The organism is Cupriavidus cauae, from assembly GCF_008632125.1.
GTDB lineage: Bacteria > Pseudomonadota > Gammaproteobacteria > Burkholderiales > Burkholderiaceae > Cupriavidus > Cupriavidus cauae.
Genome location: NZ_VWRN01000017.1, coordinates 128249 through 154502 on the forward strand (window position 1 = coordinate 128249; position 26254 = coordinate 154502).

Genomic DNA, 26254 nt, shown 5'->3' on the forward strand with positions numbered 1-26254 from the left:
CGGCGCAACACAACTAGAAAGCGAGCACCGCAGGCGACAAGCGTCGGGGCATATCGAAGCTCCGCCCGCGCCCAAGGCGCCGCAACGATCCAGTGCAGCAGCGACATCCTGAGAGGATTCCACCCATCTACGAGGACCAACCATGGCATTTTTCAAGATCGTTCCCGCTGTCGTACTGGCATTCGCTGCCACACAAGCCGTCGCCCAGGAATTGCCTCCCGGGCCCATCCGCATGCTGGTCGGCTTCGCGCCCGGCGGCGGCAACGATGTCATCGCTCGCGTCGTCGCCACGCAATTCCAGCTGAACACCAAGCAGACCATGGTGGTGGAAAACCGGCCCGGCGGTGGCAGCACCATCGCCACCGCGGAAATGGCACGCGCCACGCCCAACGGCTCGGTGCTGCTGCTCGGATCGGTGGGCGGACAGGCTATCGCCCCTTCGGTCTACAGCAAGCTTCCCTATGACCCCGTCAAGGGCGTGCAGCCTGTCTCGCTGGTGGCGAAATCCGCCAACGCGCTGGTCGTCAACAACTCGCTGCCGGTGAAGACCGTGCAGGAGCTGCTGGCCTATGCGAAGGCCAACCCGGGCCAGCTCAATGTCGCCTCGCCGGGCAACGGCACGATCTCGCACCTGTCCGCGGAGCTGTTCAAGAGCATGGCCGGCGTGGCCATCACCCACATCCCCTATCGCGGCGACGCGCCTGCCATGCAGGACGTGATGGCGGGTCAGGCGCAGATGACGTTTGCCAGCCTGCCGTCGGCCAAGGCCGGCGCCGACTCCGGCAAGGTCCGCATCATCGCGGTGACCAGCGCCAAGCGCGTGGAAACCATGCCGGACGTGCCGACCATCGCCGAGTCTGGCGTGCCGGGCTACGAAGTGGTGTCCTGGTATGGGGTCTTCACCACCGGCGGCACGCCCATGCCGACCGTGAAGCGCCTCGCCCAGGAAATCGCCGCGGTAGTGGCAACCCCCTCGGTCCGCAATTCCATCACCAAGCAGGGCATGGAACCCAGCGCACTGGGCCCGGTGGAATTCGCCCAACTGGTGAACCGGGATTCCCAAAAATGGGACAAGGTCGTGAAGAGTGTCGGGATCAAGCTGGACTGATTTTTTTGATTTGCAGTGCCCCTGTAGTACTCGCCCGGGCGTCGGAGGACGGCCCGGGTTTTTTTCTCTTCAGTAGTAGTCAGCCGTCCGCTATGGCCGAGGGGGCATTCTCGCTTCAACCTGGCGCAAGACCGTGGCTTCAAACCGGGCTTTTTGGATACGTCTCGCCAATAGCACAACGCCAAACGAGAGAACAAAAGGAATGGCGAACAGCTTGAAGTTGACCCATAGGAAGGTGCTGAGGGACGCCACTACGAAATTCAGCGCCGCAATGACAGACATCAGCGCGGCCATGCCGAAGGACAATTCGCGCCATTCCGCAATGGTCAACTGAAGCCTCCAGCCAAAGACAAACTGTACCGGGCTTCGACGAAACAGCGAATCGGCGACGATAAACATCGCTGCATAAGAAACGAAAATGATTGTCGGCTCGAGTAATTCGACGTGAGGGCGAAGACCGAAGCTCGGCCACATGCTGATCAACGCCGAAATTGCCATGCCCACCGGCGTCAGAACGACTACGGTTCTCCACAGAAGACCCCAACTCAATCCGACCATTCACCTATCCCCGTTCCCCAATTATTATTCTTATCCCCAGTCCTCGCCGCCGTGCTCTCCGGCACTAACCATAGTGAGAATGTGGCCCAGCTTTACATAGGGCGAATGCTATTGACGATTTGGCAAATCGTTTGTCAACAAACGTTAAAACGGTACAGCCCCACGGTAATTCGCCCATTGCGGAGCATCGGATTGTAGAGGCCTCAAGAAATTAAGTAACTGCCCCATTCGTAGGGGTGAATGCGTCGTTGGCGGAGGGACGCCGCCGAACATTGCCTCAATTCAATGCCAACGATTGCTATGCCAGCATCAGGTCCAGGTTCTGAATCGCTGCACCAGATGCGCCCTTTCCAAGATTGTCGAAGACCGCGGACAGAAGGACGTGGCCGTGCTGCGCGCCAGCAAATACGCTCAGGCGCATGTCGTTCGTACCGTTCAGCGCTTGCGGATCCAGATGCTTCAAGGTGCTCGATTCCTGCAGCGGCAAGACATGTACGTGGTCCGCGTTCGCATAGTGGCGCGCGAGGCAGGCGTGCAACGTCTCGCCATTGACGCCCGGGGCCAGCAGCCGCAACGCCAGCGGCACCGTCAGCACGATGCCCTGGCGGAACGCTCCGTACGCAGGGACGAAAATGGGCGGCTGCGCGAGCCCGGCGTGCTGCTGGATCTCCGGCGTGTGCTTGTGCGCGAGTTCCAGCCCATAGACCTGGAATGACGGCGCGCTGGCGGCGCCCAGCCCCTCATATTCCTCCACGCCGGCGCGTCCGCGCCCCGAGTAGCCGGATACCGCATGAATGCTGATGGGGTAATCGCCCGGTATCAGCCCGGCCTGCACCAACGGACGCAGCAGGCCAATTGCACCGGTCGGATAGCAACCCGGGTTGGTGACCCGACGTGCGTTTGCAATTCGCTCCGCCTGCTCGGGCGCCATTTCGGGGAATCCGTATGTCCAGTCCGGGTGTGTACGGTGCGCCGAGCTGGCGTCGATGACCCGGACCGCGGGATTGACAATGGCCGCCACTGCCTCGCGCGCGGCGGCATCCGGCAAACAGAGGATGGCGATATCGCAGGCATTCAAGGCTTCTGCGCGCCGCCGCAGATCCTTGCGCTCGGCAGCCGCCAGCGTCATCAGCCGGATGTCGGTCCGGTGACGCAGCCGTTCGTGGATCAGCAACCCGGTGGTACCTTGGTCGCCGTCGATGAAAACAACGGGTGAGCTCATACGTGGATACTCCGCTGGGATTGGGGTTGCAAGAAGTCGAACGTGACGAACGAGCCCCATCTTCGGCGGACCGCTACAATAGGGAAAGTTGAATTTCACAACGAGAACATTCATCTTTCCTGAACCCGGACGCCGACATGCGAGAGATCAGCCTGGACCGCTTGCGCACCCTGGTCACCATTGCGGACCGGGGCTCATTTGCCGATGCCGCGCGTGCCTTGCACCTGGCGCCGCCAACGGTCAGCCTCCATATCGCCGAACTGGAAGACCGCATTGGGGCTCCACTGCTGTCGCGCAAGCGCGGACATGTCAGGCCGTCGGCGATCGGAGAGGTGCTGGTGGAGCGCGCACGTCGGCTGCTGGCCGATGCGGAGCAGGCGTTGGACGATATTCAGCGCCAGGTGCAGGGGCTCGAAGGACGCGTTCGGCTGGCTGCATCGACTGGCGCGCTCGCGCACCTGCTGCCGCAGGCGCTGGAGGGTCTGCGCCAGCGCCATCCTGCTATCGACATTCAGGTTGCCGTGCTGACCTCACAGGAAACGTTGTCCCGGCTGGCGGATGGGACGCTGGATGTGGGACTGGTCGCACTGCCTCAGCCACCGGTAGCTGGACTCGTGATCAAGCCGTGGAGGCGCGACCCCGTGATGGCCTTTGTGCCGGCGCATTGGCGTTGCCCGGCGCGCGTCACGCCCGAATGGCTCGCTGCCCAACCTCTGATTCTCAATGACGCGACCACGCGGCTTTCCCGCCTGACCGCTGAGTGGTTCGCGACGGCGGGCTATCATCCTGCGCCTCGCATTCAGCTGAACTACAACGATGCGATCAAGAGTCTGGTAGCAGCAGGTTATGGTGCGGCGCTGTTGCCCCACGAGGCGACGGCGCCATTACCGGACAAGCGCATTGTCATGCGTCCGCTGCGCCCGGCGTTGTGGCGTCGGCTCGGCATTGCACATCGTGCGGGGCACGTTGAACGTTCCACGCAACACGTACTGGATATGCTGCGGGATCTGAGATTGGCGTAGGAGCGCCCGTTTTTCGCCTCGGTTCGTTCTCGCCGCGGCGCAATCGTAGTCGCATCGGTGTGGCGGATTGCCGTGGAAATGGCCCACTCAAGCGGTATCATGAGCGCCCTATTCAAAGGAAATACCGCGATGCAAGTCCTGGTCGACGCAGACGCCTGCCCGGTCGTAGTCAAGGAAATGTTGTACCGAGCGGCGCAACGCCTAGAAGTGTGCGTCACGCTGGTCGCCAATCAGTACATGCGCACGCCGCCTTCGCGCTTCATCAAATCGATCCAGGTGCCGGCGGGCTTCGACGCCGCCGACGAGCGGATCGTCGAGCTGGTCAACGCCGGTGACCTTGTGATTACGGCGGACATCCCACTTGCATCGGCTGCCCTGGACAAGGGCGCCCACGTGCTCGAGCCACGAGGAAGCTGGTTCACCCGGGAGAACATCCAGGAGCGCTTGACGATGCGTGAGGTAATGGACCAGCTCCGCGCCTCGGGCATCGATACGGGCGGGCCGGCGCCGTATTCCGCTCAGGACAGCAAGGCGTTTGCCGGCCAACTGGATCGGTTCCTGGCGCGCCATGCGCCGCCGAAAGCGGTCCCTTAACGCGTACCAGACATAGAAGAGCATGGGTGGACAAGCGAGGCCCGCCCTGGGGATGCTCGGACCTTTACGTCTTCCCGGCCCGAGGCGGCGCGCAAGATTCCCGCATGACAACATGCGTCGTCAGCCGAATCTCCTCGCCCTCCAGCACCTTCCCCTCGCCTCTTCCCGAACCCACGCCAATAGATCGCAGCAGCATCTCCGCCGCCGCCGTCCCCACCGCCTCCAGATCCCAATTGATCGCCGTGATCGCCGGCGAGTAAAGCTGCGCGAGATCGCTGTCGCCGACGCAGATCAGGCTGACATCCTGCGGCACGCGGTTCCCGGTCTGCTTCATCGCCTGCAGGACGCCGGAGAGAATCCGTGTACCGAGGCAGATGAAAGCGGTCGGTCGATCCTTGGCCGAGAGAAGTGCCAATGCATCGCTGAATGACAGATCCATCGCCGAGCGGCTGGATCGCACCAGCGTGTTGTCCACAGTCAGGCCGCGTTCTTCCATCGCCTCGCGATAGCCGTTGATGCGCTCTCGGCCCGGGCGCAATGCGCCGTCGGAGGTCATCAGCGCGATGCGGGTGTGCCCCAGGTCGAGCAGGTATCGTGTCGCTTCGTATGAACCGCGGGCGTGTTCGACATGAACGCCGACACCTTGCGCGCCGAAATCGCGGTCCATCGCGACAACGGCGAGATCGCGGGAGATCTGGGCCAGGTAATCGGGGCGCTCGGTTTCACAGGGCCCGAGAATCAGTCCATCGACGCGGCGGCGTCGGAAGAGGTCCACCATCAGCTCTTCCTGCGCCTTGTTGTTATGCGTGTTGCCGACCACCATCGCATAACCCTCGCGCTGCAGCCGCGTCTCCACGGCCGTGATGATGCGGGCGTATAGCGGATTGGCCAGATCGGACACCAGCAGGCCCACGACGCCGGAGGTGCCGGTGCGCATGCTTTGCGCAATCGGATCGGGCGCATACGCCAGGGCTTTGGCGGCGCGCTCGACGGCCTGCAGCGCGGCCTCGCTTACCGGGCCGCTGCGGTTCAGGGCGCGCGATGCCGTCCCCACCGAAACGCCGGCGGCCCGCGCCACGTCACGGATGGTGACGCGGGCGGGCGTATCGGAGCTGGGGGTGCGCGTTCGGCTGGTCATTGATGATCCGCTGGAATGTCCAAGCATGCGGCAATCTTCGCAGGCTTCCTGGCCCGCTATTATCGTCGAAAGCCAGGGCCAGGCCGTGCCGTTTCTCTCAGTAGACGGCACGCCCGCCGCTGATGTCGAACACCGCGCCCGTGCTGAAGCTGCAGCGCTCGGAACACAGCCATGCGGCCATCTCCGCCACTTCTTCGACTCGCACAAAGCGCTTCATCGGCACACGTTCGAGCAGGCGCGCCTGCAGTTGCGCCCGCTGGCTCTCGTCGTGCTCGCCGAAAATATCGGTATCTGCGGCGCTGGGCGTGATGCAATTGACCAGCACGCCCGTTTCCGCCAGTTCCTTGCCGAGGCTCTTCGTCATCGATATCAAGGCGCCCTTCGATGCCGCATAGGCACCGGCAAACGGATTGCCTTCCTTGCCGGCGACCGACGCCACGTTGACGACGCGGCCCCAGCCATTTTTCACCATCGCGGGCACGACTACTTGCGCGCATTGCAACGCGCCGAATACGTTGACGTCAAAAACGAGCTTCCATTCGTCGACCGACGCGTCGACCGTGGGGCCTCTGCGACCGAGGATGGCGGCATTGTTGACCAGCGCCGTCGGCGTACCCAATGTTTCGACGGTTTGCGCAAATGCGCGGTCTATCTGTCCGCGATCGGTAATGTCGACGGCGACGCCCAATACGTGCGCGCCGTCTCTGCGCAGGGCCTGAACGCCGTCATCGAGCAGCGCGCGATCGCGATCCCACAGGGCGACCGCGTATCCGTCCGCGGCGAGCCGGCTGCTGATTGCGAGCCCGATGCCGCGCGCGGCGCCGGTTACCACCGCGATCCGGCGTTCCGAATCCCTGCCCTCGGTGGCGTTCATTGCGGTGCTCCAATCCGCCGGATCGGATCGCTGCCGTCCCAGTTCTTCGCGGCCTCCGCAATCGCGGCAAAATATTCGCCCTTGCCGCCGGACATTTCGGAGATCTCGACGATATTGCCCGGCAGGTCCGCATGCACGTAATAGGCGAATCGGCCGCGCATGCCCATCCGGCCACCGTGGCGCTCGACATAGCCGCTGGCGCGCAATCGTTCGGCAAACTCGTCGAACCGGTCGTCCGTCCAGTACGCGATGTGCTGCATCCCTTCGCCGAATTGCCTCAGCGAATCGAGATACAGCGACGGCGCATCATTGCGCTGCTGGATCAGCTCGATCTGCACGCCGCCCGAATTGGCCAGCGCGATCGAGAGATCCGGCAAGGCCGACGCCTCGCCGTAATAGCGGAATTCGGTCGTGCCGACTTCCTTCTTGTAGAACCACGGTCCGACGCCCAGCACCTCGCTCCAGTGGCGCATCGCCTTCTCGATATCGCGTACGACGTAGCCGATCTGGCATACGCCTCCGAACAGCAAGCTCATTTCGGCTCCATGTCATTGCAACGTTGGAAACGTTTCCATTACACTACGGTAGCCGACGGCGCGGCGTTATGCAGCATAGCGTTAACCATGATTGCTGCTCGCACCCACCTTCGCCACACTTCGATGGAAACGTTTCCACAACACCGGAAGCGTGATCCCACACCCCGCATCGCAGAACGGGCGAACCCCATGGAGACAGACATGAAGACACTCTTCACCACCGCGCTGCTGGCCCTGGCGGCCACGGCCGCCCACGCGGCGGACCCCGCGGCCTATCCCGAGCGCCCCATCCGCATGCTGCTGCCCTTCTCCGCCGGCGGCGGCGGCGATACGCTGGGGCGCTTTCTCGCCGAACGCTTTGCCGCGCAGCTGAAGCAGCCCGTGGTGGTGGAGAACAAGCCCGGTGCGGCCGGCACGATCGGAACCCAGTCCGTTGCCACCGCGACGCCCGACGGCTACACGATCATGATCGGCGGCATGTCGACGCATCCGCTGGCGGCCGCGACGTACGCGAAGCTGCCCTACGACCCCGTGCGCGACTTTCAGAGCCTGGGGACCATCGGCAACTCGTCCATCGTGATGGTCGCGTCGAACTCGTACCCCGCGAACAACCTGAAAGAGCTGACGGCTCTCGCCCGCAAGCAGCAGGCGCCGGTGCAATACGCCAGCTGGGGCTCGGGATCGACCGGACATTTCTGCGGCGAGATCCTGAGCCAGAAGGCCGGCATCCCGCTGCAGCACGTGCCCTACAAAGGCACCGCGCAAATCATTACCGACCTGCTCGGCAACCACATCTCCGTGGCGTTCGTCGACATGGTCACCGCTACGCCCTTCGTCAAGGAGGGCAAGGTCAAGGCGCTGGCCGTCTGCACCAAACGCTCGCCGAGCCTGCCCAACGTGGCCAGCTATCAGGAGCAAGGCGTCGACTTCGATCGCGAATTGACATGGGCGATGTATGTCCCGGCCAAGACGCCGAAGCCGATCGTCGACAAGCTGTCGGCCGTGCTCGAGAAGACGCTGAAGGAACCCGAGGTCGTCAGCAAGCTGCTGTCGCTCGGCATCACGGCGAAATACGTTTCCGGGGCCGAGCAGCAAGCAATCAATGCGCGCGATATCCCGATGTGGAAATCGATCGCAAAACAGGCGCAGATGGCGCTGGACTGACGCATCGCGGCGCTCGTGCTCTCCCCTCTTTCATGACGACACCACAAGAACGATTTATGCCTTCCACACTGAATGAAGCCCGCATCCAGACCGTACGCGATCATATGGCGCTGGAGTGCGTCCACGATTGGGACGCGGTGATCGACACCTTCGCGCATCCCCGCTACGAAATGCACGGCAGTGGAACGGTATTCGATGGCGAAGCCCAGGTGCGGGGCTATTTCGATTCATCGCGCGTGCCATTCCCCGATCTGAAGAACGAGATCATCGCGATTGCGGCCGATGGCGATACCGTGCTGGTCGAGTTCTGGCTGCAAGGCACGCACCTGGGTCCGTTGAAGGCCAACGGAAAGACCTATGCGCCGACGGGCCGCACGTTCCGCATCCGGATCGCCGCCACGTTCGAGTTCGCACCGGGCTCGGACAAGATCATCTGCGAACGGCCGTACTCCGCCCCGGATGCGAAGCTGCGCGCGCTGGGGCTGTTGTAAAGCGCCACCGGCCTGGCCATTCCCATATCACGCTGGGCTATGGGTCCCAGCTCTGCCGCTACTGGCAAAGGAGAGTTGAATCATGGCCTTGCCCAAGGTCGTCACGCATCAAGACCGTCTGCTGACGGTGAACATCCATGAAGCAGTCGAATTCCCTGGATCGGAGTCAGGGTCGACCATCATTCCGCTGTTCCTCGACCGTGAAAACGGCGTCTGGGTGCTGTACGGCAAGTTCGAGCCGGGCACCACGCTGCCCCCGCACTTCCACACGGGCACCGTCCACTTCTTCACGACGAAGGGAGAGTGGAACTACGTCGAATACCCCGACGATCGCCAGACCGCCGGCAGCTATTTGTACGAGCCCGGCGGGTCCGTCCATACCTTCTCCGTGCCGGCCGACGCCAGGGAGGCGGCCGAGGGATTCATGGTGGTCTACGGCGCCAACGTGATTTTCAAGGACGGCGAATATCAAGGGGTACGCGACGCGGGCGCGATCGAGGACGGCATTTTGAATGCTGCGAAAGCGATGGGCCTCCCTACGCCGCGCTATATCCGGCCGGGCGGGGGTGCCGCGTTCTCTGGAGGCTAGAACCGTCCTGGAGCGGGATGTCCATTGCTACGACCTGCCTGTCGAAACAAGTCAGGCTCTATTAGGTGAAACCAACAACAAAGAAGAAAGAATAGTCTCCGGTTGCTATCGTTCTGTACTGAATGCGAGGAAGGCTCTAGTCATCGCGGTTGATGCTATGCTGTCGCACATTTCAAAAAAAGACGTGGACGAGCATCAGATGGCTTTATACGAAATTTCTGGCGAGAAACTGACGCCGATCAGTCAAAAGACCTTTACCGAGTTGGGTCTGCTCGAACGAGGGAACATTCAGCGTGCAATCCGAACTCATATCACCGCGATCACGCCTGGCGTCCGAACGATGGTCTTGGCCGAAGAATTCGGAGACTGGGTGGGAGCAAATAGGCGTATTGACCTGCTGTGCCTGGACGAGAAAGCGAGGCTCGTCGTCGTCGAGTTGAAGCGAGACGATGGCGGCCATATGGAGCTGCAAGCCCTCCGATACGCTGCGATGATTTCAACCATGCGGTTCGAGCAGGCTGTAGAAGCTCATCGCAAGTATCTGAATGCGATCGGCTCTACGGAAGATGCGGAACAAGCAATACGTGAATTCCTTGATACGGGGGATGACACCATCGCCCTCTCAGAGACCGTTAGGATCGTTTTGGCATCGTCCGAATTCTCCCAAGAGATCACCACTGCTGTTCTTTGGCTCAACAAACAGGGCCTAGACATACGGTGTGTGCAAATGCGTCCACACGCCATTGAAGGCCGCGTATTGCTCGATATTCATCAGGTCATCCCGTTACCTGAAGCGGAACAATACCAAGTCGCCGTTCGAGAGAAATCGATGGAGCAAGACGCAGCGCGCAGCCAGGACAGGGACATGACGCGCTACGATCTTTCTATTGGCGAAATGTCGTTCACCAACCTTCCCAAACGTCGGCTCATATATGAGGTCGTGGCGGAGGCGATTAAGCGGGGTATAACTCCCCAAGAAATCGAGAGTGCTATACCGTGGGACGGTAACCTATTCGTGTCTGCCGATGGCACACTGAAGGAATCCGAGCTTCTCGCCGTTTTCGGACAGAAGAAGCTGCGCTGCTATACCGCCGATGAAGATCTAATTTATTTCGGTGGAAAAACGTATGCGTTCACAACACGCTGGGGTTCCCGCACTTTGCAAGCGGTGGAGAACGTTCTCAAAGTGATGCCGCAGGGCGAGGAGATCGATTACGCTCCCACTTCTGCAGTCGCCGATGTGGTCACGTATGGTCCGTATCTGTTACGACAACGCGAAAGCGGCGCTATCGAGATTGAACAAGACGGCATAGCCATACAACCAGTCAAGCCTCTACTGCGTCAGCTTGCCGCCCAATTGCATGTTGGCCTCGAGAACGCCAACGGGAATGAACTGAACACCAGACAGTTGGGGGCTCACGTTATGGCCGCCATTCGGGAGACTTAGACGCGGACACAACGAACAAGTAAACTTGCATCCGTCAGTATTGGATCGAACCGGTATGTTGCCCTCGGGGATAGTCCGCTCGGTTGTGTACCGAGCGGACTATCCGGCGACATACTGTGACACCCGGCTAAACTGTCGCGCTTGCTTGCTAGCTCGCGATCCTATCCCTTCGCACACTCCGCTTCAAAGCTCTCATTCAGAGCCTGCGACCGCCGCAAGACATAGGGCAGCACCGCCAGCACGCCAACCACTGCCAGCACGGTGCCGACCCACAGCGGCGATCGCAGCCCCCAACCTTGGCCGATGCCTACGCCGCCAAGCCACGAGCCGGACATCAGGCCGATATTGATCACCGCGGTATGCATCGTATTGACCAGCGGCCCGGGCGGCGCGGCGCGCATCACGCGCACCACCATCGCCGGGTTCAGCGACACCCCGGTCAGCCCGACCAGCAGCATCGCGATGACCGCAACCAGCGGCTGGTCGGCGCAGACGGCGAACAATGCCAACGCGCCCGCCAGCACGACCAATCCTCACAACAGGATGCGCATCGTGTGCCGGTCGGCAAGGCGGCCGATCACCGCATTGCCGATCACCGTCGCCAGGCCATACAGGCCCAGCACCGCGGGAATCGAAGATGGCGAGAATCCCGACACCTTGGTCAGCACCAGCGCGAAATAGCTGAAGCCGGCGAACGTCGCGCCGATGATCAGCGCGCTGGTCGTATAGGCGGCCCACAGTTCGCGATTGGCCAGCGATGCCAGCTCGCTGCGCATGCCGTTGGTGCTGGTGGTCAACGTCGCGGGAATCTTCCACCGCACCGCCAGCACGCACAGGCCGGTCAGCACGACCAGCAGCCAGAAGCTGGCGCGCCAGCCCAGATGCAGGTCGACCAGCGTCGCCAGTGGCAAACCGGCGACGGTAGCGATCATCAGGCCGCCGATCACGATCGCCGCGGCGCGACCACGGACCTCCGGCGCGACCATCTCCGCGCACATCGACAGCACGATGCCGAAGCAGGCCGACGCAGCAACGCCCGTTACCGCTCGGCCGATCGCCATCACCAGATAGTCGTCGGCCATCGCGCAAGCGATCTGCCCGACCATATAGGTCGCCAGCAAGCCGAGCAACGCCGGGCGCAGCGGTACGCGTGCGAGCGCCACGGTCAGCACCGGTCCACCGAGCACCATGCCCGCCGCATAGATCGACACCAGATAGCCGATGCGTTCGACCGGCACGCCAAAAGCCGCCGAGAGCGATGGCATCATGCCGGCCACCATGAATTCCGAGGTGGTCAGGCAGAAAACGGTCAGTCCGAGGATATAGACGGCGAACGGCATGGCCGCCGCCGCGCGAGTCGAGGAAGGAGTCGAGGAAGGTGCGATGGACACGCTTTTCATTATTTATATATCGATCGGTACTAAATTAGGAAGTAAAAAACCTGCTCGATGCAATCAGCGATTCGGCAGGTTCAAGGCTTGCCCCAACGGGCTACCGTGCGAATTTTGCCAGCATCGGCGCCGGCGGTCATTAACCCTGTCAAAGACGTTGTTATGGATGCCGGCGCCCGGGTCCGCTACCAATCGGAATTCGCTGGCTCGGGACCTTCATGGTCCATCGCGAGGCGCTCGTTTGAAGCGGCTTATGCCATCGGCTTATGCCATCGTTTCCCGCTGCCGGTCCAATTCGGCCAGGATCTCCGCCGTATGCTGGCCGAGATCGGGAAGCGCGGCATCGCGCGAGCTTGCATCGTCGATCGTCATGGGCAAAGCCGGCATGCGCAGCGACCGGTTGCCGGGCGACGGCACGTTGATCACGCGTTCCGGTGTCGTGGCCTGCGCGGTTTGGATGGCATCTTGCAGATCCCGCACCGCGCCGCACACCACGCCAGCGGCATTGAGCCTTCGGCAAGCGTCTTCGGTGGTCAGTGCCGACAACGCGCCGGCAAGCACCCGGAGCAAGGCGGGTCGATTCGCCACGCGCGAGGCGTTGTCGTGAAAGCGTGGGTCTTGTGCGAGTTCGGGCAGTCCCAGGCATTCGCACAAGCGGGCAAAGTGTTCCTGCAGATAGGCCGAAATCACGATTCTGCCGTCGGCAGTCGTTAGCACATCCGCCGCCGGCGCCATCGTCGGCTGGCCGTTGCCGCAGCGTGACGGCACCGTGTCGAGGATCTGGTACTCGGCCCACTGCTGGCTCAGCGCATCCGCTGCCACGTCGATCAGGGACACCTTGACATGGGCACCTTGTCCGGTGATGCCACGGCGCACCAGCGCAGCGAGCACGCCTGTCGCCAGCGTACGGCCGGCCAGCACATCGACGACCGTGAAGCCGACGCGTGTTGGATCGGCATGGGCATCGCCGTTCATGCTCATCATGCCGCTTTCGGCCTGCGCGGCGATATCGAGGCCCGGCCGCGCCGCCGCCGCCCCACTGTCGCCGAAGCCGTTGACGGAGCCGTAGACGAGCCGCGGAAGCTCGCCCCGAAGCTGTTCGGCGCCAAGCCCGTATTTCTCCATTACGCCCGGACGCGCATTCTGCAGCACCACATCGGCGCGGCGCACCAGATCCATCGCCACATCTCGATCCTCTTCGCGGCGCAGATCGAGCACGATCGAACGCTTGCCGCGGTTATAAGCGGAAAACATGGGCCCACAGGCATCGGCCTGCCATCCAGAGCGACGGCTGGCATCGCCGCCCGGAGGCTCGACCTTGATTACGTCGGCGCCCAGATCGGCCAGGATTTGACCCGCTGACGGCGCGGCGATGAACTGGCCGAAATCGACGACGCGCAGTCCGTCCAACACGGTCCCATCCAGGCCGCTGCTATCGAATGAATCCTTGGATTGCATACCTTCTTACTCCGGCTTGACGCCGGCGTCCTGTGCAATGCGTTGCCATGCCACCGTATCGTCGGCGACCACTTTGCGGAACTGCGCCGGTGTCAGGGCGGGAGCGACGGGGAGGTTCAGCGCGGTCAGGCGGTCGCGGAACGCCGGCGTCGCGATGGCGCGCACCACCTCCTTGTTCAACCGATCCACCAGCGCCGCGGAGGTGCCCGCCGGCGCGAACATGCCATACCAGCTGGTGGTCGGGAACGGATAGCCTTGCTCTCCCATGGTCGGCACATTCGGGAACTGCGGCAACCGACTGGAGCCGCTGACCGCGATCGGCACCAGCCGGCCGGCCTTGACGAGGCCGATCTGGGAGCTGACGTCGACCCAGCCGACGGGCAACAGGCCGCTCTGGACGTCCGTCGCCACGGCTGCGGTACCTTTGTACGGCGCATGGACCATCTCGAGATTCGCCTTCTTCAGAAAGCTCTCCATGGTCAGGTGCCCACCCGATCCCATGCCCCACGATCCGTAGCTGAGTTGGCCCGGGCGCTGCCTGGCGTAGGCGACGAGCTCCTTCAGGTTGTGGATCGGCACCTTGGGCGAAGCCACCATCAGATTGCCGAAGCTGCCGATCTGCGCAATCGGTTCGAAACGCTTGAGCGGATCCGGCGCCCGCGTGTAGAGCGCAGGGTTGACGACCATCGCGCCGGCATAGGTCAGCAGCAGCGTGTAGCCGTCCGGGGCGGCGGCGGACACGGTTTCGCTGGCGATCAGGCCGTTCGCACCGGGCTTGTTCTCGACCACGAACGGCTTGCCGAACACCGAGCCGAGTTGCTCGGCAAGAATGCGCGCGAGCGCATCCGTACCGCCCCCAGCCGCACTGGCGACGACCAGCTTGACCGGGCGGTTCGGCCAGCCCTCGTTATCCTGCGCAAATGCCATCGATGAAGCCATCGATGACGCAGTCAGTGCCAGCACGGCGGCCAGCCATTGCCTGCGTGTATTCATGGTTTGTCTCCCTTTAACCGCCGATATTTGCGGTGTTGCTCCGTGGCGCTATCGGCGTGGACGTCGATCCCGCGCCGGGAACTTGCGCATGCAAACTAACGCGCGAGGCGTCATCCATGCCACGGTTGTTTCGCTATCTTGAACGGCCAAGAATGTTGGGAGACCTCTGCCACCGCACCGCACCGGCATCCGCGTGTGGAAGCGTTCGGAATCGCGGCAAAAAAAACGGCGCCGGCGGGTATTCCCCCGCCGGCGCCGCCGGATGTCGCCGTTTGTGGCGCGCCTTACTTCGCCGTCGGCATCGCGAATTCGGCACCCTTGCCGATGCTCTGCGGCCAGCGCTGCATCACGGACTTCTGCTTGGTGTAGAAGCGCACGCCCTCTTCGCCGTAGGCATGCGTGTCGCCGAACAGGCTGCGCTTCCAGCCGCCGAAGCCATGCCAGGCCATCGGCACGGGGATGGGCACGTTGATGCCGACCATGCCGACCTGGATCCGCCGCGCGAATTCGCGGGCGATGCCGCCGTCGCTGGTGTAGCAGGCCACGCCGTTGCCGAACTCGTGCGCGTTGATCAGCTCGACCGCCTCGGCGAAGTCCTTGACGCGGACACAGGCCAGCACCGGGCCGAAGATTTCCTCGCGGTAGATGCGCATCTGCGGCGTGACGTTGTCGAACAGCGTGGCGCCGGTGAAGAAGCCGCCTTCATGGCCGGCCACGCGATGGCCGCGGCCATCGAGCACCAGCGTCGCGCCCTCTTCCACGCCCAGGCCGATATAGCCCTCGATGCGTTCCAGCGCCTGCCGCGTGACCACGGGGCCCATTTCCGCTTCGGGGTTCATGCCGTTGTCGATCTTCAGCGCACGGGCGCGTTCGGCCAGCTTCGGAATCAGGCGATCGGCGGTATCGCCGACCAGCACCGCGACCGACACCGCCATGCAGCGCTCGCCGGCCGAACCGTAGGCCGCGCCGATCAGCGCGTCGATGGCCATCTCGGGATCGGCATCGGGCATCACCACCAGATGGTTCTTGGCGCCGCCCAGTGCCTGCACGCGCTTGCCGAATTGCGCGGCACGCTCGCTGATCGCCTGTGCGATCGGCGTCGAGCCGACAAAGCTGACGGCCTTCACTTCAGGATGCGCGATCAGCGCGTCGACCACCACCTTGTCGCCCTGCACGACGTTGAACACGCCGGCCGGCAAACCCGCCTCGGCCAGCAGATCGGCCATGAACAGGCTCGCGCTCGGATCGCGCTCGCTTGGCTTGAGCACAAACGTATTGCCCGCCGCGATCGCCACCGGGAACATCCAGCACGGCACCATGCACGGGAAGTTGAACGGCGTGATGCCGGTCACCACGCCCAGGGGCTGGCGCATGGTCCAGTTGTCGATGCCGGTGCTGACCTGATCGGTGTAATCGCCCTTGAGCAGTTGGGGAATGCCGCAGGCGAACTCGATCACGTCGATGCCGCGCATGACTTCGCCCTGCGCGTCGGAGAAGACCTTGCCGTGCTCGGCGGTGATGATCGCCGCGAGCGTGTCGCGATGCTGGTTCATCAATTGCAGGAAGCGCTGCATCACGCGGGCGCGGCGGATCGGCGGCGTGTCGGCCCAGGCGGGGAATGCAGCGGCGGCCGCGGCGACGGCGGCGTCGACATCGGCGACTTCACCGAGCAGAACCTTGCGCGCGGCTTCGCCGGTGGCCGGATTGAACACGTCCTGCCGGCGCTGGCTGCTGCCGCTCGTACGCTGGCCGCCGATGTAGTGGCCGACGTCGGCACGGTCGGTATAGGCATGCGCTTGGGTCATCTCGGGCTCCTTTGGAGTTCTGGAATCAGTTCTGGAATCGGTGGAATGGGGCCAGTGTAGGCGTCGCTCCCGGCCTCATTCAATAGCGCCGCGCTTGACTCACTGTTCAATGAATTAAACAATCCGTCGATGGACAAGCAAAAGATCGAATCGCTGTGGGTGCATCTGCACTCGCTGGTGGTGCTGGGCGACGTGGGCAGCTATACCGCCGCCGCAACGCAACTCGGCATCAGCAAGGGCGCGATGAGCCAGCGCATCGCCGAGCTGGAACGGGCGGCCGGCATCCCGCTGGTGCAGCGCACCACGCGCAGCGTGCGGCTGACCGAGGCGGGGCAGCGGCTGGTGGACGCGACCCGGATACCGTTCGAGTCGATCGAGCGCAGCTTCGGCGACGTAAAAGACATGGGCGGCGAGCCGCGCGGGCTGGTGCGGATGACGGCACCGGTGGCGCTGGGCCGGCAGCAGATCGTGCCGCGGCTGCCGCCGTTTCTGGCGATGTATCCACAGATCCGCGTGGAGCTGGAACTGTCGGACAGCTTCGCCTCGCTGGCGCGCGAGGGATTCGACCTGGCAGTGCGCCACGCCTCGCGCGCACCGGATACCCACATCGCCTGGACGCTGTGCCGCACCGGCACGGTCCTGGTGGCGACGCGCGCCTATCTGCGGCGCCACGGCACACCCGTTTCGCCGTCCGACCTGACCGCGCACAACTGCCTGCATTACTTCCGCCGGGGGGAGCAGCCGACCTGGAGCTTCGAGCCGGTCCGGGGCGGTGCGGCCCGGCAGAGCGTCGGCATCCGCGGCAATTTCGCGGCGGACAACAGCGAGGCGCTGCGCGATGCCGCGCTGGGCGGCCTGGGCATCGCGCTGGTGCCCGACTTCACCGCGCAGGCTGATCTGCATGCGGGCAAGCTCGTTCAAGTGCTGCCGGGCTGGCGGCCTTCGGGGGCGTTCGGCGACACGATCTACGCGATCCGGCCCTACAGCCCGCTGCTGCCGCGGCCGGTGCGGCTGCTGGTGGACTATCTGCGCGAGGCGTTGAAGGAGGGATTCGGGACGCAGTGAGGCGAAGCCGGTCTCCCGATGCGCGGCCCTATGCGCAACCGGGTGCGCAACCGGATGCGCAACGGGAATGCAGCACCTGTCCACGCCCATGTTCGACGCGGCCTTGTCGGCACAAATGATAATGAAAACGATTATCATTATGTCCTTTCAATACGACATTGCCTCCCGTGTCTCCGCTCCGCTTCCCCGTTCGCGCCCCGTCTGCCCGACTCCATGCCAGCCGCCCCGAGTGGGCCCGCCCGTCCCGCGCGCACCGGTTTCGACCGCATGTCCTTGCCATGGCGGTCGCCGGGGCCCTGCCGCTGACGGCCCTGGCGCAAGCCCAGTCCTCCACCGCCGCGGAGTCGGCGGAAACCCTGCCCGAGGTCACCGTCCGCGCCGAGACGACGCCGGACCAGCCGCCGCCCGCCTATGCCGGCGGCCAGGTGGCGCGCGGCGGCCGGCTTGGCATTCTTGGCAATCAGGACATGATGGACGTGCCGTTCAGCATCACGGCATACACCGCCGAGACCATCCAGAACCAGCAGGCGCGCAGCGTCGCCGATGTCCTCGCGAACGATCCCGGCGTGCGCAGCAGCCTGGGTTTCGGCAATTTCTCCGAGACGTTCGTGATCCGTGGCTTCCAGCTGAATGGCGACGACATCGGCTACAACGGCCTCTATGGCATTGCCCCGCGCCAGCTCGTGGCCGTTGAGGGGCTCGATCGGGTCGAGGTCTTCCGCGGCGCCAGCGCCTTTCTGAACGGCGTCACGCCGACCGGCACGGGCATCGGCGGCAGCATCAACCTGGTTCCCAAGTTTGCGCCCTACCAGCCGCTGACCCAGGCCACCATCGACTACACCAGCCAGGGCCGAGCCGGTGGCCATGTCGACATCGGCCGCCGCTTCGGCGAGGACCAGCGTTGGGGCGTGCGCATCAATGCGCTGGCGCGCGGCGGCGAGGCTGCCATCGACGACGAGCGCCGCCAGCAGCGCCTGTTCAGCGCGGGCCTCGATTACCAGGGCGACAAGCTGCGCGTGTCGGCCGACTTCGGTTACCAGAAGCAGACCATTCGACAGGGCCGGCCGATGGTGTCGCTGACGGGCACCACGCTGCCCGCCGTGCCGTCGGCGCGCGCCAACTTCGCGCAGGCCTGGACCGATTCGATGCTGGAGGACACCTACGGCACGCTGCGCGCCGAATACGACGTCGCGCCCGACTGGACCACCTATCTCGCGGTCGGCGCGCACCACACGAACGAGTTCGGCAACTATTCCTCGCTGACGGTGAACGGGAGCGGCGTCGGGACCGCGGCGCGGCTGACGGTGCCGTACAAGTCCAACACCACGTCCGAGGAAGTCGGCGTGCGCGGCGCCTTCCATACCGGGCCGGTCAAGCATCGGATCAATCTGGCGTGGTCGGGCATGCAATCGGTCAAGCGCACGGCCTACGAGATGTCGGGCCGTTTCGCTACCGGCCTGTACGACCCGGTGCAGACGCCGCGGCCCGGCACCACGCTGACCGGCGGCGACATGGCCAATCCCGGCGTCACCGGCAGGACCAACCTCAGCGGGTTCGCCATCTCGGACACGCTGTCCTTCCTCGACGACCGCGTGCTGCTGACCGCCGGCGTGCGGCAGCAGAACCTGAGCGTGCGCGGCTACAGCTATACGGGCGTGCAACAGTCGAATTACGACGAGTCGGCCACGTCGCCGGCCTTCGGGCTGGTGGTCAAGCCGACGCGCCAGATCTCGCTGTATGCCAACTACATTCAGGGCCTGGCGCAAGGACCGACCGCGCCGAATACGGCGGCCAACCGCGGCGAAGTGTTCCCGCCGATCAAGTCCAGGCAGGTCGAGGCCGGCGTCAAGTGGGACGCCGGCAAGTTCGGCAGCACGCTGGCCGTCTATCAGATCGAGCAGCCGTCCGGCATCCTGCAGGGCGATGTGTATTCGCTGGCCGGCGAGCAGCGCAATCGGGGCATCGAACTGAGCGGCTTCGGTGAACCGCTGCCCGGCATCCGCCTGCTGGCCGGCGTGGCCTATATCGACGCCAGGTTGAACCGTACCGGCACGCCGGCGAACGATGGCAACAAGGCGGTCGGCGTACCGAACTACACGCTCAATGTCGGCGCGGAGTGGGACATCCCCGGCGTGCCGGGCTTCACCGTATCGGGCCGCTATCTGCAGACGGGACGCCAGTATCTGGACGTGGCGAACCGGGTCAGCCTGCCGTCGTGGCGACGCTTCGACCTGGGCGCCCGCTATACCTTCAAGGCGGCGCAGCAGCGCTACACGCTGCGCGCCGGCATCGAGAACGTCGCGGGCAAGGCGTATTGGGCGTCCGCATATGGTGGTTACCTGATCATGGGCGCCCCGCGCACCTTCAAGGTCGCCATGACGGTGGACTTCTGAGGCGGCGGCGCGCCGCTCATGAAGACCTCATGACGATGGCGCGCTGAAGGGCTCCGCCCGCCCGGCGTTACCCGGGGCATTACCCCAGGCAATTACCCCCGGGGCGCTACCCGGCAAGACTTTCGGCCTCCGCCAACATCCCATCGAGGACGCACTCGGCGAGCCGTTCGGGGAAGTCCGCCGGCAACTGCGCCCGCACCGCCTGAGCCACCGCCGGGGCGCGTTCTGCGAGGTCTTCCACCACATACCGTGCCGGCCGTCCGTCGGGCGTCAGTACGCCATGCCGCTCGCCGAGGGCCACCCAATGCCGGCGCTCGATTTCGCGCATCTTGTAGTGTGCGTTCTGCGACCGCACCGCCATGGCCATCCTGATCTTGAATGGAGAGAGCCGGCCCGGGGCTTCGCCGATGATGGGATGGGCCGACAGCACGTCGTAGAGCGGAGTCAGCTGATACCGCCCTTCGGGACGCAGGAACAGGCTGAAGTTCTTTGCGTGCCCATCGGGTGCGCGCAGCATCCAGAAAATGACCTGTGCCTGGAAGAAGGTCCTGCGGTCCTGCTCGCGCGTCATCGACCCCGCCAGCGTGTCCATGATGGTGTCGATGCCCGGGCCGCCATCGGCTTCGTACTTCGCCGTCGGCGGCACACCCTTCGCCTGGCACATGTCCTCTTGCGGCAGCCGGACGAGGCGGCTGTCGCCCGCCGGGCCCTGCCACCAGACGCGGTCGAATCGCTGCACGCTGAGCGCCTTCATGTCCTCGAACCGCACCAGCTCGCAACTGGCCACCGGCAAGCCGAATTCCTTCAGGACGAGCGAGCACAGCCACTCGTTCTCCACCGATTCGCTCAGGTCCAGTTTCAGCCCGCCCACCAGGCCAAGCGGCAGCTTCAGGATGTGCGTGGTTGGCGTCTGGCCATGCGGCAGGCACCACGCGCCGTTGTGATACAGCAGCGCGGTCTTCTCCTGCGCGCCGGCAATCGAGATGCGGAACTCGTCCTCGTCGTGAACGATGCTCAGCGGCGCCGGCGCCAGCGTGCCGCGCAGCACCTGTGCGACCTGCGCCTCGGTCAGCGGCTCGGCTTGTACCGCCTGCCCCGCGGATGGCGACGCACCGTCCGGCAGCAGTTGCAGCGCGCCCACGCAGTCGCGGCCGATCTCGGCGAGCAGATCGAAGGCGTCAATCGAGCCGGTGCGATACCGCCGCGCAATGCGCTCGCGGATTTCCCGGGTATCCGGCAGCAGGTTCTCGAAATAGGCCCGCACCTTCTCGCCGCGATGTGGCAAGTTGCCGGGGGTGAATGGCAAGGACAGGGACAACGGCCGTCCTTGCGCGGAGGCCACCCACTCGGGGGCGTATTCCAGCGTGTCCCCCGCATGAGGATGGAACCGCCACGTGCCGACGAAGGCGCCGTTCATCCACAGGCCGAGCGCGCGAGTGTGCGACCGTCGCCCCATTGTCACCAGGCCTGCGTGGTCGACGACGCCTCGCCGCTATTGCTGTCGCTATGGCTGTCGCTATTGCCGGGTGACGGAGCCTCCTTGCGCAGCACGAACTCGATGCCAAGGATGCCGAGCAGGCGCATGAGCCGTTCGACGCTGATGCGCGCGGCGTTGCGTTCCAGCGCTGACAAGGTCTGCTGGCTGACGCCCATGCGCATTGCGGCCTCGGCTTGCGTCAGACCTGCTTCCTTGCGGAACGCTTGAAGCAACTGCGGTAACTGGTCGGACGTTCGGACGGTGAAGTTGCGCATACGGGCCTCGGCTGTTTTCCTGCTTTACAACGGATCGATTGTATTTCGGATTTACTGGCTTTCCTTTGTATCCAAAGAATACTCGCTTCAAGCAGTAAAACAAAGATACAGCCTTTGGTGCGTAAAATGTCGCGTGGGCAACGCCTCAGGCCGAGCCACACAGATCGTGTGCCTCGTCAACAATTTTTCCTTGCATCCGCGCAGATACTGTATATCCTTACAGTACCTGTACAAACATACAGTTGCGGGAGTGCCCATGGAAGACCTGATCCGGATTCAGAACGAATACGACCGTCTCGTCCTTCGGTGGCTGCGCCAACAGGTCGGTGACGACGCGGTGCGGCTCGCTGCCAGGCGCCTGAACGGCGAGTCCAAGCCCTATGTGTCCGAAGTCTGCCGTGCGCTGGACATTCGTCCGCCGGCGCGCAGTGCCTTCCGCATGGAAACGACGCGGGCCAACCGGGCCGTCGGCGAACGCTATCTGGCGCGCATCCGGCAGATCCTGTCCGGCTCATCGGCAGATGGCCACCGGGCTGCGGATACGGCCTCCCGCCCGCGGCACGCGCCCGCGCAACCCGCCCTGCCTTTCGGCCAGGGTTTTGCCTTCGGCGGCGGGCTGTCCGTGCGCGAGCCGACGGCGGGCGCGCGATGAATGTGATGACGAGTTACCGAAGATGCAGCAAGGCCCAGATCCCGACGTCCTCCTGAACCTGAAAAAGATGAACTTCCGGCTGCATTTCGGCGGGGCGCTGCGGGCCGCGCGCACTGCCAGAGGCATGTCGCAGCAGGCGTTCGGCACCGTATCGAGCCGCACCTATGTCAGCAGCCTGGAGCGTGGGCAGAAGAGCCCGACGCTGGACAAGGTGGCGCAGATCGCCAGTGTCCTCGGCCTGCATCCGCTGACGCTGCACGCGTACGCCTTCTTGCGCGAGCCGACGCCGGAAGAACGGATCGTGCTGCTGCGGACGATCCGGGCGGAGTTGCGGCAATTGCTGGAGCACGAGGCGGCGAAGCGGAGTCGGTAAGGATCGGCAGCCCTGTCCCGATATCGCGCCAAGGCGTGGCCGCGTGGCCGCATGGCCGCATGGCCGAATGGCCGCATGGCCGCATGGCCGCATGGCCGCGCGGACCGGCCCGCGCTCAGGCCGGTTCCGCCTCGTTGTCGGCAATCTGGAACTTGCGCATCTTCTCCCACAGCACCTTGCGGCTGATGCCGAGGCTGGCGGCCGTGTCCTGGCGGCGCCAGCCGTTGGCATCGAGCGCGGCGATGATGCGGCGACGTTCTTCGACCTCGGTGCGCCAGTCGACGCCGCGGTCATTGCCCTCGAACGCCCCGGGCCGCAGCGCGCGGAACAGCGGCCGAATGCGATCCTGGTCCCACAGGCCGTCGTGCTGCACCACGATCGCGACGCGCTCCGCCAGATTGCGCAACTCCCGTACGTTGCCGGCGAAGTAAGCGGTACCAACGGCGCCCTTGAGCCAGTCCGGCATCGGCGGCAGTGCCTCGTAGCCGGACCGTCCGAGAATCTGCCGCAGGAAGGCCTGGAGCAGTCCGACCTTGTCGGCGGCGCCCCGCTCCTCCAGGCTCGGAATCCGCAGTTCGATGACGGCCAGCCGGAAATACAGATCCGCGCGGAACTTGCCTTGCCCGACCGCCTCGCGCAGGTCCTTGTTGGTCGCGGCGACCAGGCGGAAATTGAGCTTGACCGGCAGCGTCGAGCCAAGCCGCGTGACGACGTTCTCCTCCAGCACGCGCAACAGCTTGACCTGCTGGAACAGCGGCAGATCGGCGATTTCGTCGAGGAACAGCGTGCCGCCGTTGGCCTGCTCGAAGTAGCCGCGGTGCGCATACATCGCGCCGGTGAACGCGCCCTTGGCGTGGCCGAAGAACTGCGATTCAAATAGCCCGTCGGGAATCGCACCGCAGTTGACGGCGACGAACGGCCCCTTGCCATAGAGGCTATGCCGCTCATGGAAGAGCCGGGCGATGCGTTCCTTGCCCGCACCGGTCTCGCCATACAGCATCACGTTGCTGTCGAAGTCGGCGTAGGTGTCGACATGCGACATCAGCTGCTGCATCGCCGGCGAGCCGGCCACCAGCTCGGCGATCTCCGGCTGCACCTCGCTGGCCGCGAGCAGTTGCGGCAGCAGCTTGCCGAGTTGGGCACGCAGGTCGGCGCCGGTGAAATCGTCCGACAGGATGTGTGCGTATTCCGGCGGAAAGCGGCCCGGATCGTTCTCTCGCGTGGGGGCAGCGACCCAGATCACGGGCATGCCGTGCACCGCCTCCCAATCCAGGGCGGTGAACTTGGCGGCGCCGATCACCGACACGCTGATGATCGCCACCGACAGTTTCAGGCGCGGCTCGGTCGGCAAGCCTTCGAGCCCACCAGCGCGGATCACTTCGGCGCCAAGCGGCGCGAGAAAGCGGGCTACGCGGTCGGCAAATTCGTACTTGCCTTCCCATACGTAGACTTCGAGATTTTCGTAGGCCCAGCGGTCTGTTTTCATGGCGATGCTGCAATTGCCGCGCGGCGGCTGGTCGTATTCATGTCGCGGTTCAATAGACGAGTCTGGTGTTGTCGCAATCGACGTCGTGAACCCAGAGATCGGCGTTGCTTAATTGGATGCCGAGGGCGGCGAGGAGGCCGTCGAGGGTGGGGCCAAGCAGGCCGAATATCACGGAGCTCAGGGCGCTGACAATGCCGCCGAGTTTCAGATCCAGGTTGACGATCGGGATGCCAACTGGAGCGACGATGAGCTTCACGTCGAGATTGCGCGCCAGACTTTCGACCAATGCCGCCAATTGGCCTTGGGAGGCGGTCGAGGTCTGCTCGCCAGGCGCAAGCGTCGACGTCATACCGTTGCCCGGGATGGTTTGCTGTTTGGGACTGGCCGTGATCTTGATACCCGCAAGGTTGGTGACAACGACATCCGAGGTAGCACACTGGCTCAAATCGTCGCGGGCAAGACAAACCGTCGCCGCTGTGGTTACCGTGTTGAGGGTCGCTCGGCGGTCTGATCGCGCAGAGGCACAGCGCATGCCCGTCAGCGCGGAGTGAGCAGTACCAAGTTGCACGCGCAGTGGCAGATTCACCGATATCAAGGAGCCACCAAGAATCTCTCCACCAAGGTTCAACCTCACACCGAGATCGACCTGCGACGTTCGTGCGGTGGTCTCCCAACCCATTGGATCGGTGCTGGATGCCCGCACCGGCCCCACCGCCATGCGAGGCGGCTCGACGATCTGCAACGCCAATTGCGTGCCTGGCAATAGTGGGACCGCGCCAGCCAGATCGACCGCTGCCCCTTTGTTCGCAACCTGCGCCGCCAGCATCAACAACTCCGCCACATTGAGCCCCACATCCGCCGCCGACGACATCGCCGGCGCCAGCACGCCGAGGTCGAGCACTCGTCCGACACTTAGCCCCGCCGCCAGGGCTCGCGCATCGATGATCCCGGGCATTCCACCCAGCATCGCATTGAGCAGCGACTCCTTGTTCGCGGCACGGAGCACCAGCGCATAGAAGCGCGATAGCGACAAGTCGGCGTTCAACAATTCGTCGACCGTGCCGAGGCCGGCCTCAAGCCGCAACTGGTCCAGCGTCACGCGTGTATCGACCAGCCCCTGCCAGTCCGCAGCCGACAGACTGATGGTATTGCCGAGGAGCAGCGCCAGCGCGCTGCGCGACGATTCGAAATTGAGCAACCCGCTGCCGACCGAGAACGATGCGACAGGCGGGCTGGCGTTGCCGATCGCCTCGGCGCGCAGCCGCCGTCCGTCGCCGCCGGGAAGCCCGAACAGGATCTGCACCGTCTCCGACACGACGACCCGCACCGCGTTCGGTGACAATCGCGCCGGATCGAAGCTGCCGCGGAAATGACGGCCATCGGCAGGGGCAGCCGCATCGTTGGGATCCCACACGCCCGCGCAGACGGCCATGCCGTCTTCGCCCACGGGGCTGGCGCCGCAGTCTTGGCGCGCCGCGCCGGTAAAGCCGTTCTGGCCCGCGGACGCCTGTGCCGCCGCCAGCGCCCGTTCGGTCATCGCCGCGTTGGTGTCGGCGCGCCGCAGTTGCTGGGCGGCGGCCAGCGCCGCCATGTCGGCAACCGACTGCAGCTGCCGCTGCCGGTAGAAAACATGGCCGACGTCGATGGACACCAGCGCGGCCATGCCGATGGTGGCGAGCAGCACCACCATCAGAATGCTGACCGCACCGCGCGATTGCGCGCGTGTGCTGCGTGTCCTGCTACGCCGACCCATCATCATTTACCGCGAGGGCGTCAATCCGAGCAGGCTGACGCCGCTGCCGCCGCTCGGCTGGCCGACGAAACGCTCGGGAATCGGGTGCTGGAAGCTCTTCAGATAGCGCGCATGCGCCAGCGCGGCCTGTTCGCCCGGCATGGGGAGCATGGCGCCGGCCTGGCTGCCTTCGCGCTGGATTGCCAGCAGGCTGCGTGTGTCGGTGCCGATGGCGGTGTTCGATGGTTTCTGGATTTGCGCGGCTGCGCCTGTGTCCGGGCTGGCCGGCGCCATGGTTTGCGCTCCGGCAACGGGCAGCCAGCTCGCGGCACACAAGGCGATTGCGGCCGTACTCGCGATGCGCGACGGTCTCATGATGTTCATGCACTTCTCCTCTTGCTGTCCGCTTGC

The 26254-nt window shown here is 64.3% G+C and carries 26 protein-coding genes; 11 read left to right on the forward strand and 15 right to left on the reverse strand.

Annotated features, from left to right (window positions below):
- Window positions 1–142: 142 nt before the first annotated feature.
- Window positions 143–1108 (forward strand): Bug family tripartite tricarboxylate transporter substrate binding protein, encoded by a 966-nt coding sequence (locus F1599_RS05320; protein ID WP_223819478.1) that lies wholly within the window; start codon window positions 143–145, stop codon window positions 1106–1108.
- A 90-nt stretch (window positions 1109–1198) separates the two neighbouring features.
- Here the strand turns inward: F1599_RS05320 and F1599_RS05325 are convergent, their stop codons facing one another.
- Together F1599_RS05325 and argC are read right to left on the reverse strand one after the other, a co-directional pair.
- Entirely contained in the window at window positions 1199–1666 is a 468-nt protein-coding gene (locus F1599_RS05325) for a septation protein IspZ (RefSeq protein WP_150082420.1), read from the reverse strand.
- 298 nt (window positions 1667–1964) lie between these two features.
- A complete protein-coding gene (gene argC, locus F1599_RS05330) occupies window positions 1965–2888 on the reverse strand; it encodes an N-acetyl-gamma-glutamyl-phosphate reductase (protein ID WP_150082421.1) in 924 nt (307 codons plus the stop codon).
- Window positions 2889–3025: 137 nt separating this feature from the next.
- Here argC and F1599_RS05335 point away from each other — a divergent pair, with 137 nt between their 5' ends.
- Both F1599_RS05335 and F1599_RS05340 read left to right on the forward strand, forming a co-directional pair.
- The gene (locus F1599_RS05335; RefSeq protein WP_149319911.1) at window positions 3026–3910 is read left to right on the forward strand and encodes a LysR family transcriptional regulator; all 885 of its coding nucleotides are present in this window, start codon (window positions 3026–3028) and stop codon (window positions 3908–3910) included.
- Between the two features lie 129 nt (window positions 3911–4039).
- Window positions 4040–4504 (forward strand): YaiI/YqxD family protein, encoded by a 465-nt coding sequence (locus F1599_RS05340; RefSeq protein WP_150082422.1) that lies wholly within the window; start codon window positions 4040–4042, stop codon window positions 4502–4504.
- Window positions 4505–4568: 64 nt separating this feature from the next.
- On the opposite strand, the gene F1599_RS05345 is transcribed toward F1599_RS05340, so the two are convergent.
- The 3 genes from F1599_RS05345 to F1599_RS05355 form a co-directional block, all read right to left on the reverse strand.
- The gene (locus tag F1599_RS05345) at window positions 4569–5642 is read right to left on the reverse strand and encodes a LacI family DNA-binding transcriptional regulator (RefSeq protein WP_150082423.1); all 1074 of its coding nucleotides are present in this window, start codon (window positions 5640–5642) and stop codon (window positions 4569–4571) included.
- 97 nt (window positions 5643–5739) lie between these two features.
- Window positions 5740–6516 carry an SDR family NAD(P)-dependent oxidoreductase gene (locus tag F1599_RS05350; RefSeq protein ID WP_150082424.1) on the reverse strand — a complete coding sequence of 259 codons (777 nt, stop codon included), beginning with the start codon at window positions 6514–6516 and terminating at the stop codon, window positions 5740–5742.
- Window positions 6513–7052 carry a VOC family protein gene (locus F1599_RS05355; protein WP_150082425.1) on the reverse strand — a complete coding sequence of 180 codons (540 nt, stop codon included), beginning with the start codon at window positions 7050–7052 and terminating at the stop codon, window positions 6513–6515. Before F1599_RS05355 ends, F1599_RS05350 begins: the two co-directional genes overlap by 4 nt.
- An 87-nt stretch (window positions 7053–7139) precedes the next feature.
- Between F1599_RS05355 and F1599_RS05360 the strand changes: the two genes are divergently transcribed.
- From F1599_RS05360 to F1599_RS05375, 4 genes are all read left to right on the forward strand, one after another.
- Window positions 7140–8216, forward strand: a complete 1077-nt coding sequence (locus F1599_RS05360; protein WP_223819479.1) for a Bug family tripartite tricarboxylate transporter substrate binding protein — start codon at window positions 7140–7142, stop codon at window positions 8214–8216.
- Window positions 8174–8707, forward strand: coding sequence for an ester cyclase (locus tag F1599_RS05365; protein WP_223819480.1), 534 nt, complete (start codon window positions 8174–8176; stop codon window positions 8705–8707). The genes F1599_RS05360 and F1599_RS05365 overlap by 43 nt, the downstream gene beginning before the upstream one ends.
- A gap of 82 nt (window positions 8708–8789) precedes the next feature.
- Entirely contained in the window at window positions 8790–9296 is a 507-nt protein-coding gene (locus F1599_RS05370) for a 2,4'-dihydroxyacetophenone dioxygenase family protein (RefSeq protein WP_150082426.1), read from the forward strand.
- Window positions 9274–10743, forward strand: coding sequence for a PDDEXK family nuclease (locus F1599_RS05375; protein WP_223819481.1), 1470 nt, complete (start codon window positions 9274–9276; stop codon window positions 10741–10743). The genes F1599_RS05370 and F1599_RS05375 overlap by 23 nt, the downstream gene beginning before the upstream one ends.
- Before the next feature lie 161 nt (window positions 10744–10904).
- Here the strand turns inward: F1599_RS05375 and F1599_RS26125 are convergent, their stop codons facing one another.
- From F1599_RS26125 to F1599_RS05395, 5 genes are all read right to left on the reverse strand, one after another.
- Complete coding sequence (locus F1599_RS26125) at window positions 10905–11252, reverse strand: hypothetical protein (RefSeq protein ID WP_223819482.1); 348 nt, start codon at window positions 11250–11252, stop codon at window positions 10905–10907.
- Between the two features lie 24 nt (window positions 11253–11276).
- Window positions 11277–12083 (reverse strand): MFS transporter, encoded by an 807-nt coding sequence (locus F1599_RS05380; protein ID WP_223819483.1) that lies wholly within the window; start codon window positions 12081–12083, stop codon window positions 11277–11279.
- A 315-nt stretch (window positions 12084–12398) separates the two neighbouring features.
- Entirely contained in the window at window positions 12399–13592 is a 1194-nt protein-coding gene (locus tag F1599_RS05385) for a CaiB/BaiF CoA transferase family protein (protein ID WP_150082427.1), read from the reverse strand.
- 6 nt (window positions 13593–13598) lie between these two features.
- On the reverse strand, window positions 13599–14585 hold the full coding sequence (locus F1599_RS05390) for a Bug family tripartite tricarboxylate transporter substrate binding protein (protein WP_150082428.1): 987 nt from the start codon (window positions 14583–14585) through the stop codon (window positions 13599–13601).
- A gap of 284 nt (window positions 14586–14869) precedes the next feature.
- Window positions 14870–16390: a CoA-acylating methylmalonate-semialdehyde dehydrogenase gene (locus F1599_RS05395; RefSeq protein ID WP_150082429.1), complete on the reverse strand. Its 1521-nt coding sequence runs from the start codon at window positions 16388–16390 to the stop codon at window positions 14870–14872.
- Between the two features lie 129 nt (window positions 16391–16519).
- On the opposite strand from F1599_RS05395, the gene F1599_RS05400 reads away from it, so the two are divergent.
- Both F1599_RS05400 and F1599_RS05405 read left to right on the forward strand, forming a co-directional pair.
- Window positions 16520–17455 carry a LysR family transcriptional regulator gene (locus tag F1599_RS05400; RefSeq protein ID WP_150082430.1) on the forward strand — a complete coding sequence of 312 codons (936 nt, stop codon included), beginning with the start codon at window positions 16520–16522 and terminating at the stop codon, window positions 17453–17455.
- Window positions 17456–17733: 278 nt separating this feature from the next.
- A complete protein-coding gene (locus F1599_RS05405; protein ID WP_150082431.1) occupies window positions 17734–19848 on the forward strand; it encodes a TonB-dependent receptor in 2115 nt (704 codons plus the stop codon).
- 106 nt (window positions 19849–19954) lie between these two features.
- Here F1599_RS05405 and F1599_RS05410 read toward each other — a convergent pair whose 3' ends face one another.
- Together F1599_RS05410 and F1599_RS05415 are read right to left on the reverse strand one after the other, a co-directional pair.
- Entirely contained in the window at window positions 19955–21304 is a 1350-nt protein-coding gene (locus F1599_RS05410; protein WP_190286310.1) for a type II toxin-antitoxin system HipA family toxin, read from the reverse strand.
- A gap of 2 nt (window positions 21305–21306) precedes the next feature.
- A complete protein-coding gene (locus tag F1599_RS05415; RefSeq protein WP_150082433.1) occupies window positions 21307–21600 on the reverse strand; it encodes a helix-turn-helix domain-containing protein in 294 nt (97 codons plus the stop codon).
- 256 nt (window positions 21601–21856) lie between these two features.
- On the opposite strand from F1599_RS05415, the gene F1599_RS05420 reads away from it, so the two are divergent.
- Both F1599_RS05420 and F1599_RS05425 read left to right on the forward strand, forming a co-directional pair.
- Complete coding sequence (locus tag F1599_RS05420) at window positions 21857–22252, forward strand: hypothetical protein (RefSeq protein WP_317845730.1); 396 nt, start codon at window positions 21857–21859, stop codon at window positions 22250–22252.
- Window positions 22253–22319: 67 nt separating this feature from the next.
- The gene (locus F1599_RS05425) at window positions 22320–22625 is read left to right on the forward strand and encodes a helix-turn-helix domain-containing protein (protein WP_150082434.1); all 306 of its coding nucleotides are present in this window, start codon (window positions 22320–22322) and stop codon (window positions 22623–22625) included.
- 115 nt (window positions 22626–22740) lie between these two features.
- Here F1599_RS05425 and F1599_RS05430 read toward each other — a convergent pair whose 3' ends face one another.
- The 3 genes from F1599_RS05430 to F1599_RS05440 are packed head-to-tail and all read right to left on the reverse strand — an operon-like array spanning window position 22741 to window position 26227.
- A complete protein-coding gene (locus F1599_RS05430; RefSeq protein ID WP_150082435.1) occupies window positions 22741–24111 on the reverse strand; it encodes a sigma 54-interacting transcriptional regulator in 1371 nt (456 codons plus the stop codon).
- Between the two features lie 49 nt (window positions 24112–24160).
- Window positions 24161–25870, reverse strand: coding sequence for a TadG family pilus assembly protein (locus F1599_RS05435; RefSeq protein ID WP_150082436.1), 1710 nt, complete (start codon window positions 25868–25870; stop codon window positions 24161–24163).
- Window positions 25871–26227 carry a DUF3613 domain-containing protein gene (locus F1599_RS05440; RefSeq protein ID WP_223819484.1) on the reverse strand — a complete coding sequence of 119 codons (357 nt, stop codon included), beginning with the start codon at window positions 26225–26227 and terminating at the stop codon, window positions 25871–25873.
- Between the last annotated feature and the right edge of the window lie 27 nt (window positions 26228–26254).

Excerpts from the sequence above, each read along its gene's own strand:
- F1599_RS05415 (WP_150082433.1), bottom strand. The coding sequence starts at position 21,600 with ATGCGCAACTTCACCGTCCGAACGTCCGACCAGTTACCGCAGTTGCTT.
- F1599_RS05400 (WP_150082430.1), top strand. The coding sequence starts at position 16,520 with ATGGACAAGCAAAAGATCGAATCGCTGTGGGTGCATCTGCACTCGCTG.
- F1599_RS05395 (WP_150082429.1), bottom strand. The coding sequence starts at position 16,390 with ATGACCCAAGCGCATGCCTATACCGACCGTGCCGACGTCGGCCACTAC.
- argC (WP_150082421.1), bottom strand. The coding sequence starts at position 2,888 with ATGAGCTCACCCGTTGTTTTCATCGACGGCGACCAAGGTACCACCGGG.
- F1599_RS05325 (WP_150082420.1), bottom strand. The coding sequence starts at position 1,666 with ATGGTCGGATTGAGTTGGGGTCTTCTGTGGAGAACCGTAGTCGTTCTG.
- F1599_RS05320 (WP_223819478.1), top strand. The coding sequence starts at position 143 with ATGGCATTTTTCAAGATCGTTCCCGCTGTCGTACTGGCATTCGCTGCC.
- F1599_RS05435 (WP_150082436.1), bottom strand. The coding sequence starts at position 25,870 with ATGATGATGGGTCGGCGTAGCAGGACACGCAGCACACGCGCGCAATCG.
- F1599_RS05390 (WP_150082428.1), bottom strand. The coding sequence starts at position 14,585 with ATGAATACACGCAGGCAATGGCTGGCCGCCGTGCTGGCACTGACTGCG.
- F1599_RS05350 (WP_150082424.1), bottom strand. The coding sequence starts at position 6,516 with ATGAACGCCACCGAGGGCAGGGATTCGGAACGCCGGATCGCGGTGGTA.
- F1599_RS05420 (WP_317845730.1), top strand. The coding sequence starts at position 21,857 with ATGGAAGACCTGATCCGGATTCAGAACGAATACGACCGTCTCGTCCTT.
- F1599_RS05335 (WP_149319911.1), top strand. The coding sequence starts at position 3,026 with ATGCGAGAGATCAGCCTGGACCGCTTGCGCACCCTGGTCACCATTGCG.
- F1599_RS05410 (WP_190286310.1), bottom strand. The coding sequence starts at position 21,304 with ATGGGGCGACGGTCGCACACTCGCGCGCTCGGCCTGTGGATGAACGGC.
- F1599_RS05340 (WP_150082422.1), top strand. The coding sequence starts at position 4,040 with ATGCAAGTCCTGGTCGACGCAGACGCCTGCCCGGTCGTAGTCAAGGAA.
- F1599_RS05430 (WP_150082435.1), bottom strand. The coding sequence starts at position 24,111 with ATGAAAACAGACCGCTGGGCCTACGAAAATCTCGAAGTCTACGTATGG.
- F1599_RS05425 (WP_150082434.1), top strand. The coding sequence starts at position 22,320 with ATGAACTTCCGGCTGCATTTCGGCGGGGCGCTGCGGGCCGCGCGCACT.
- F1599_RS05355 (WP_150082425.1), bottom strand. The coding sequence starts at position 7,052 with ATGAGCTTGCTGTTCGGAGGCGTATGCCAGATCGGCTACGTCGTACGC.
- F1599_RS05385 (WP_150082427.1), bottom strand. The coding sequence starts at position 13,592 with ATGCAATCCAAGGATTCATTCGATAGCAGCGGCCTGGATGGGACCGTG.
- F1599_RS05405 (WP_150082431.1), top strand. The coding sequence starts at position 17,734 with ATGGCGGTCGCCGGGGCCCTGCCGCTGACGGCCCTGGCGCAAGCCCAG.
- F1599_RS05360 (WP_223819479.1), top strand. The coding sequence starts at position 7,140 with ATGATTGCTGCTCGCACCCACCTTCGCCACACTTCGATGGAAACGTTT.
- F1599_RS05370 (WP_150082426.1), top strand. The coding sequence starts at position 8,790 with ATGGCCTTGCCCAAGGTCGTCACGCATCAAGACCGTCTGCTGACGGTG.
- F1599_RS05440 (WP_223819484.1), bottom strand. The coding sequence starts at position 26,227 with ATGAACATCATGAGACCGTCGCGCATCGCGAGTACGGCCGCAATCGCC.
- F1599_RS05380 (WP_223819483.1), bottom strand. The coding sequence starts at position 12,083 with ATGCCGTTCGCCGTCTATATCCTCGGACTGACCGTTTTCTGCCTGACC.
- F1599_RS05345 (WP_150082423.1), bottom strand. The coding sequence starts at position 5,642 with ATGACCAGCCGAACGCGCACCCCCAGCTCCGATACGCCCGCCCGCGTC.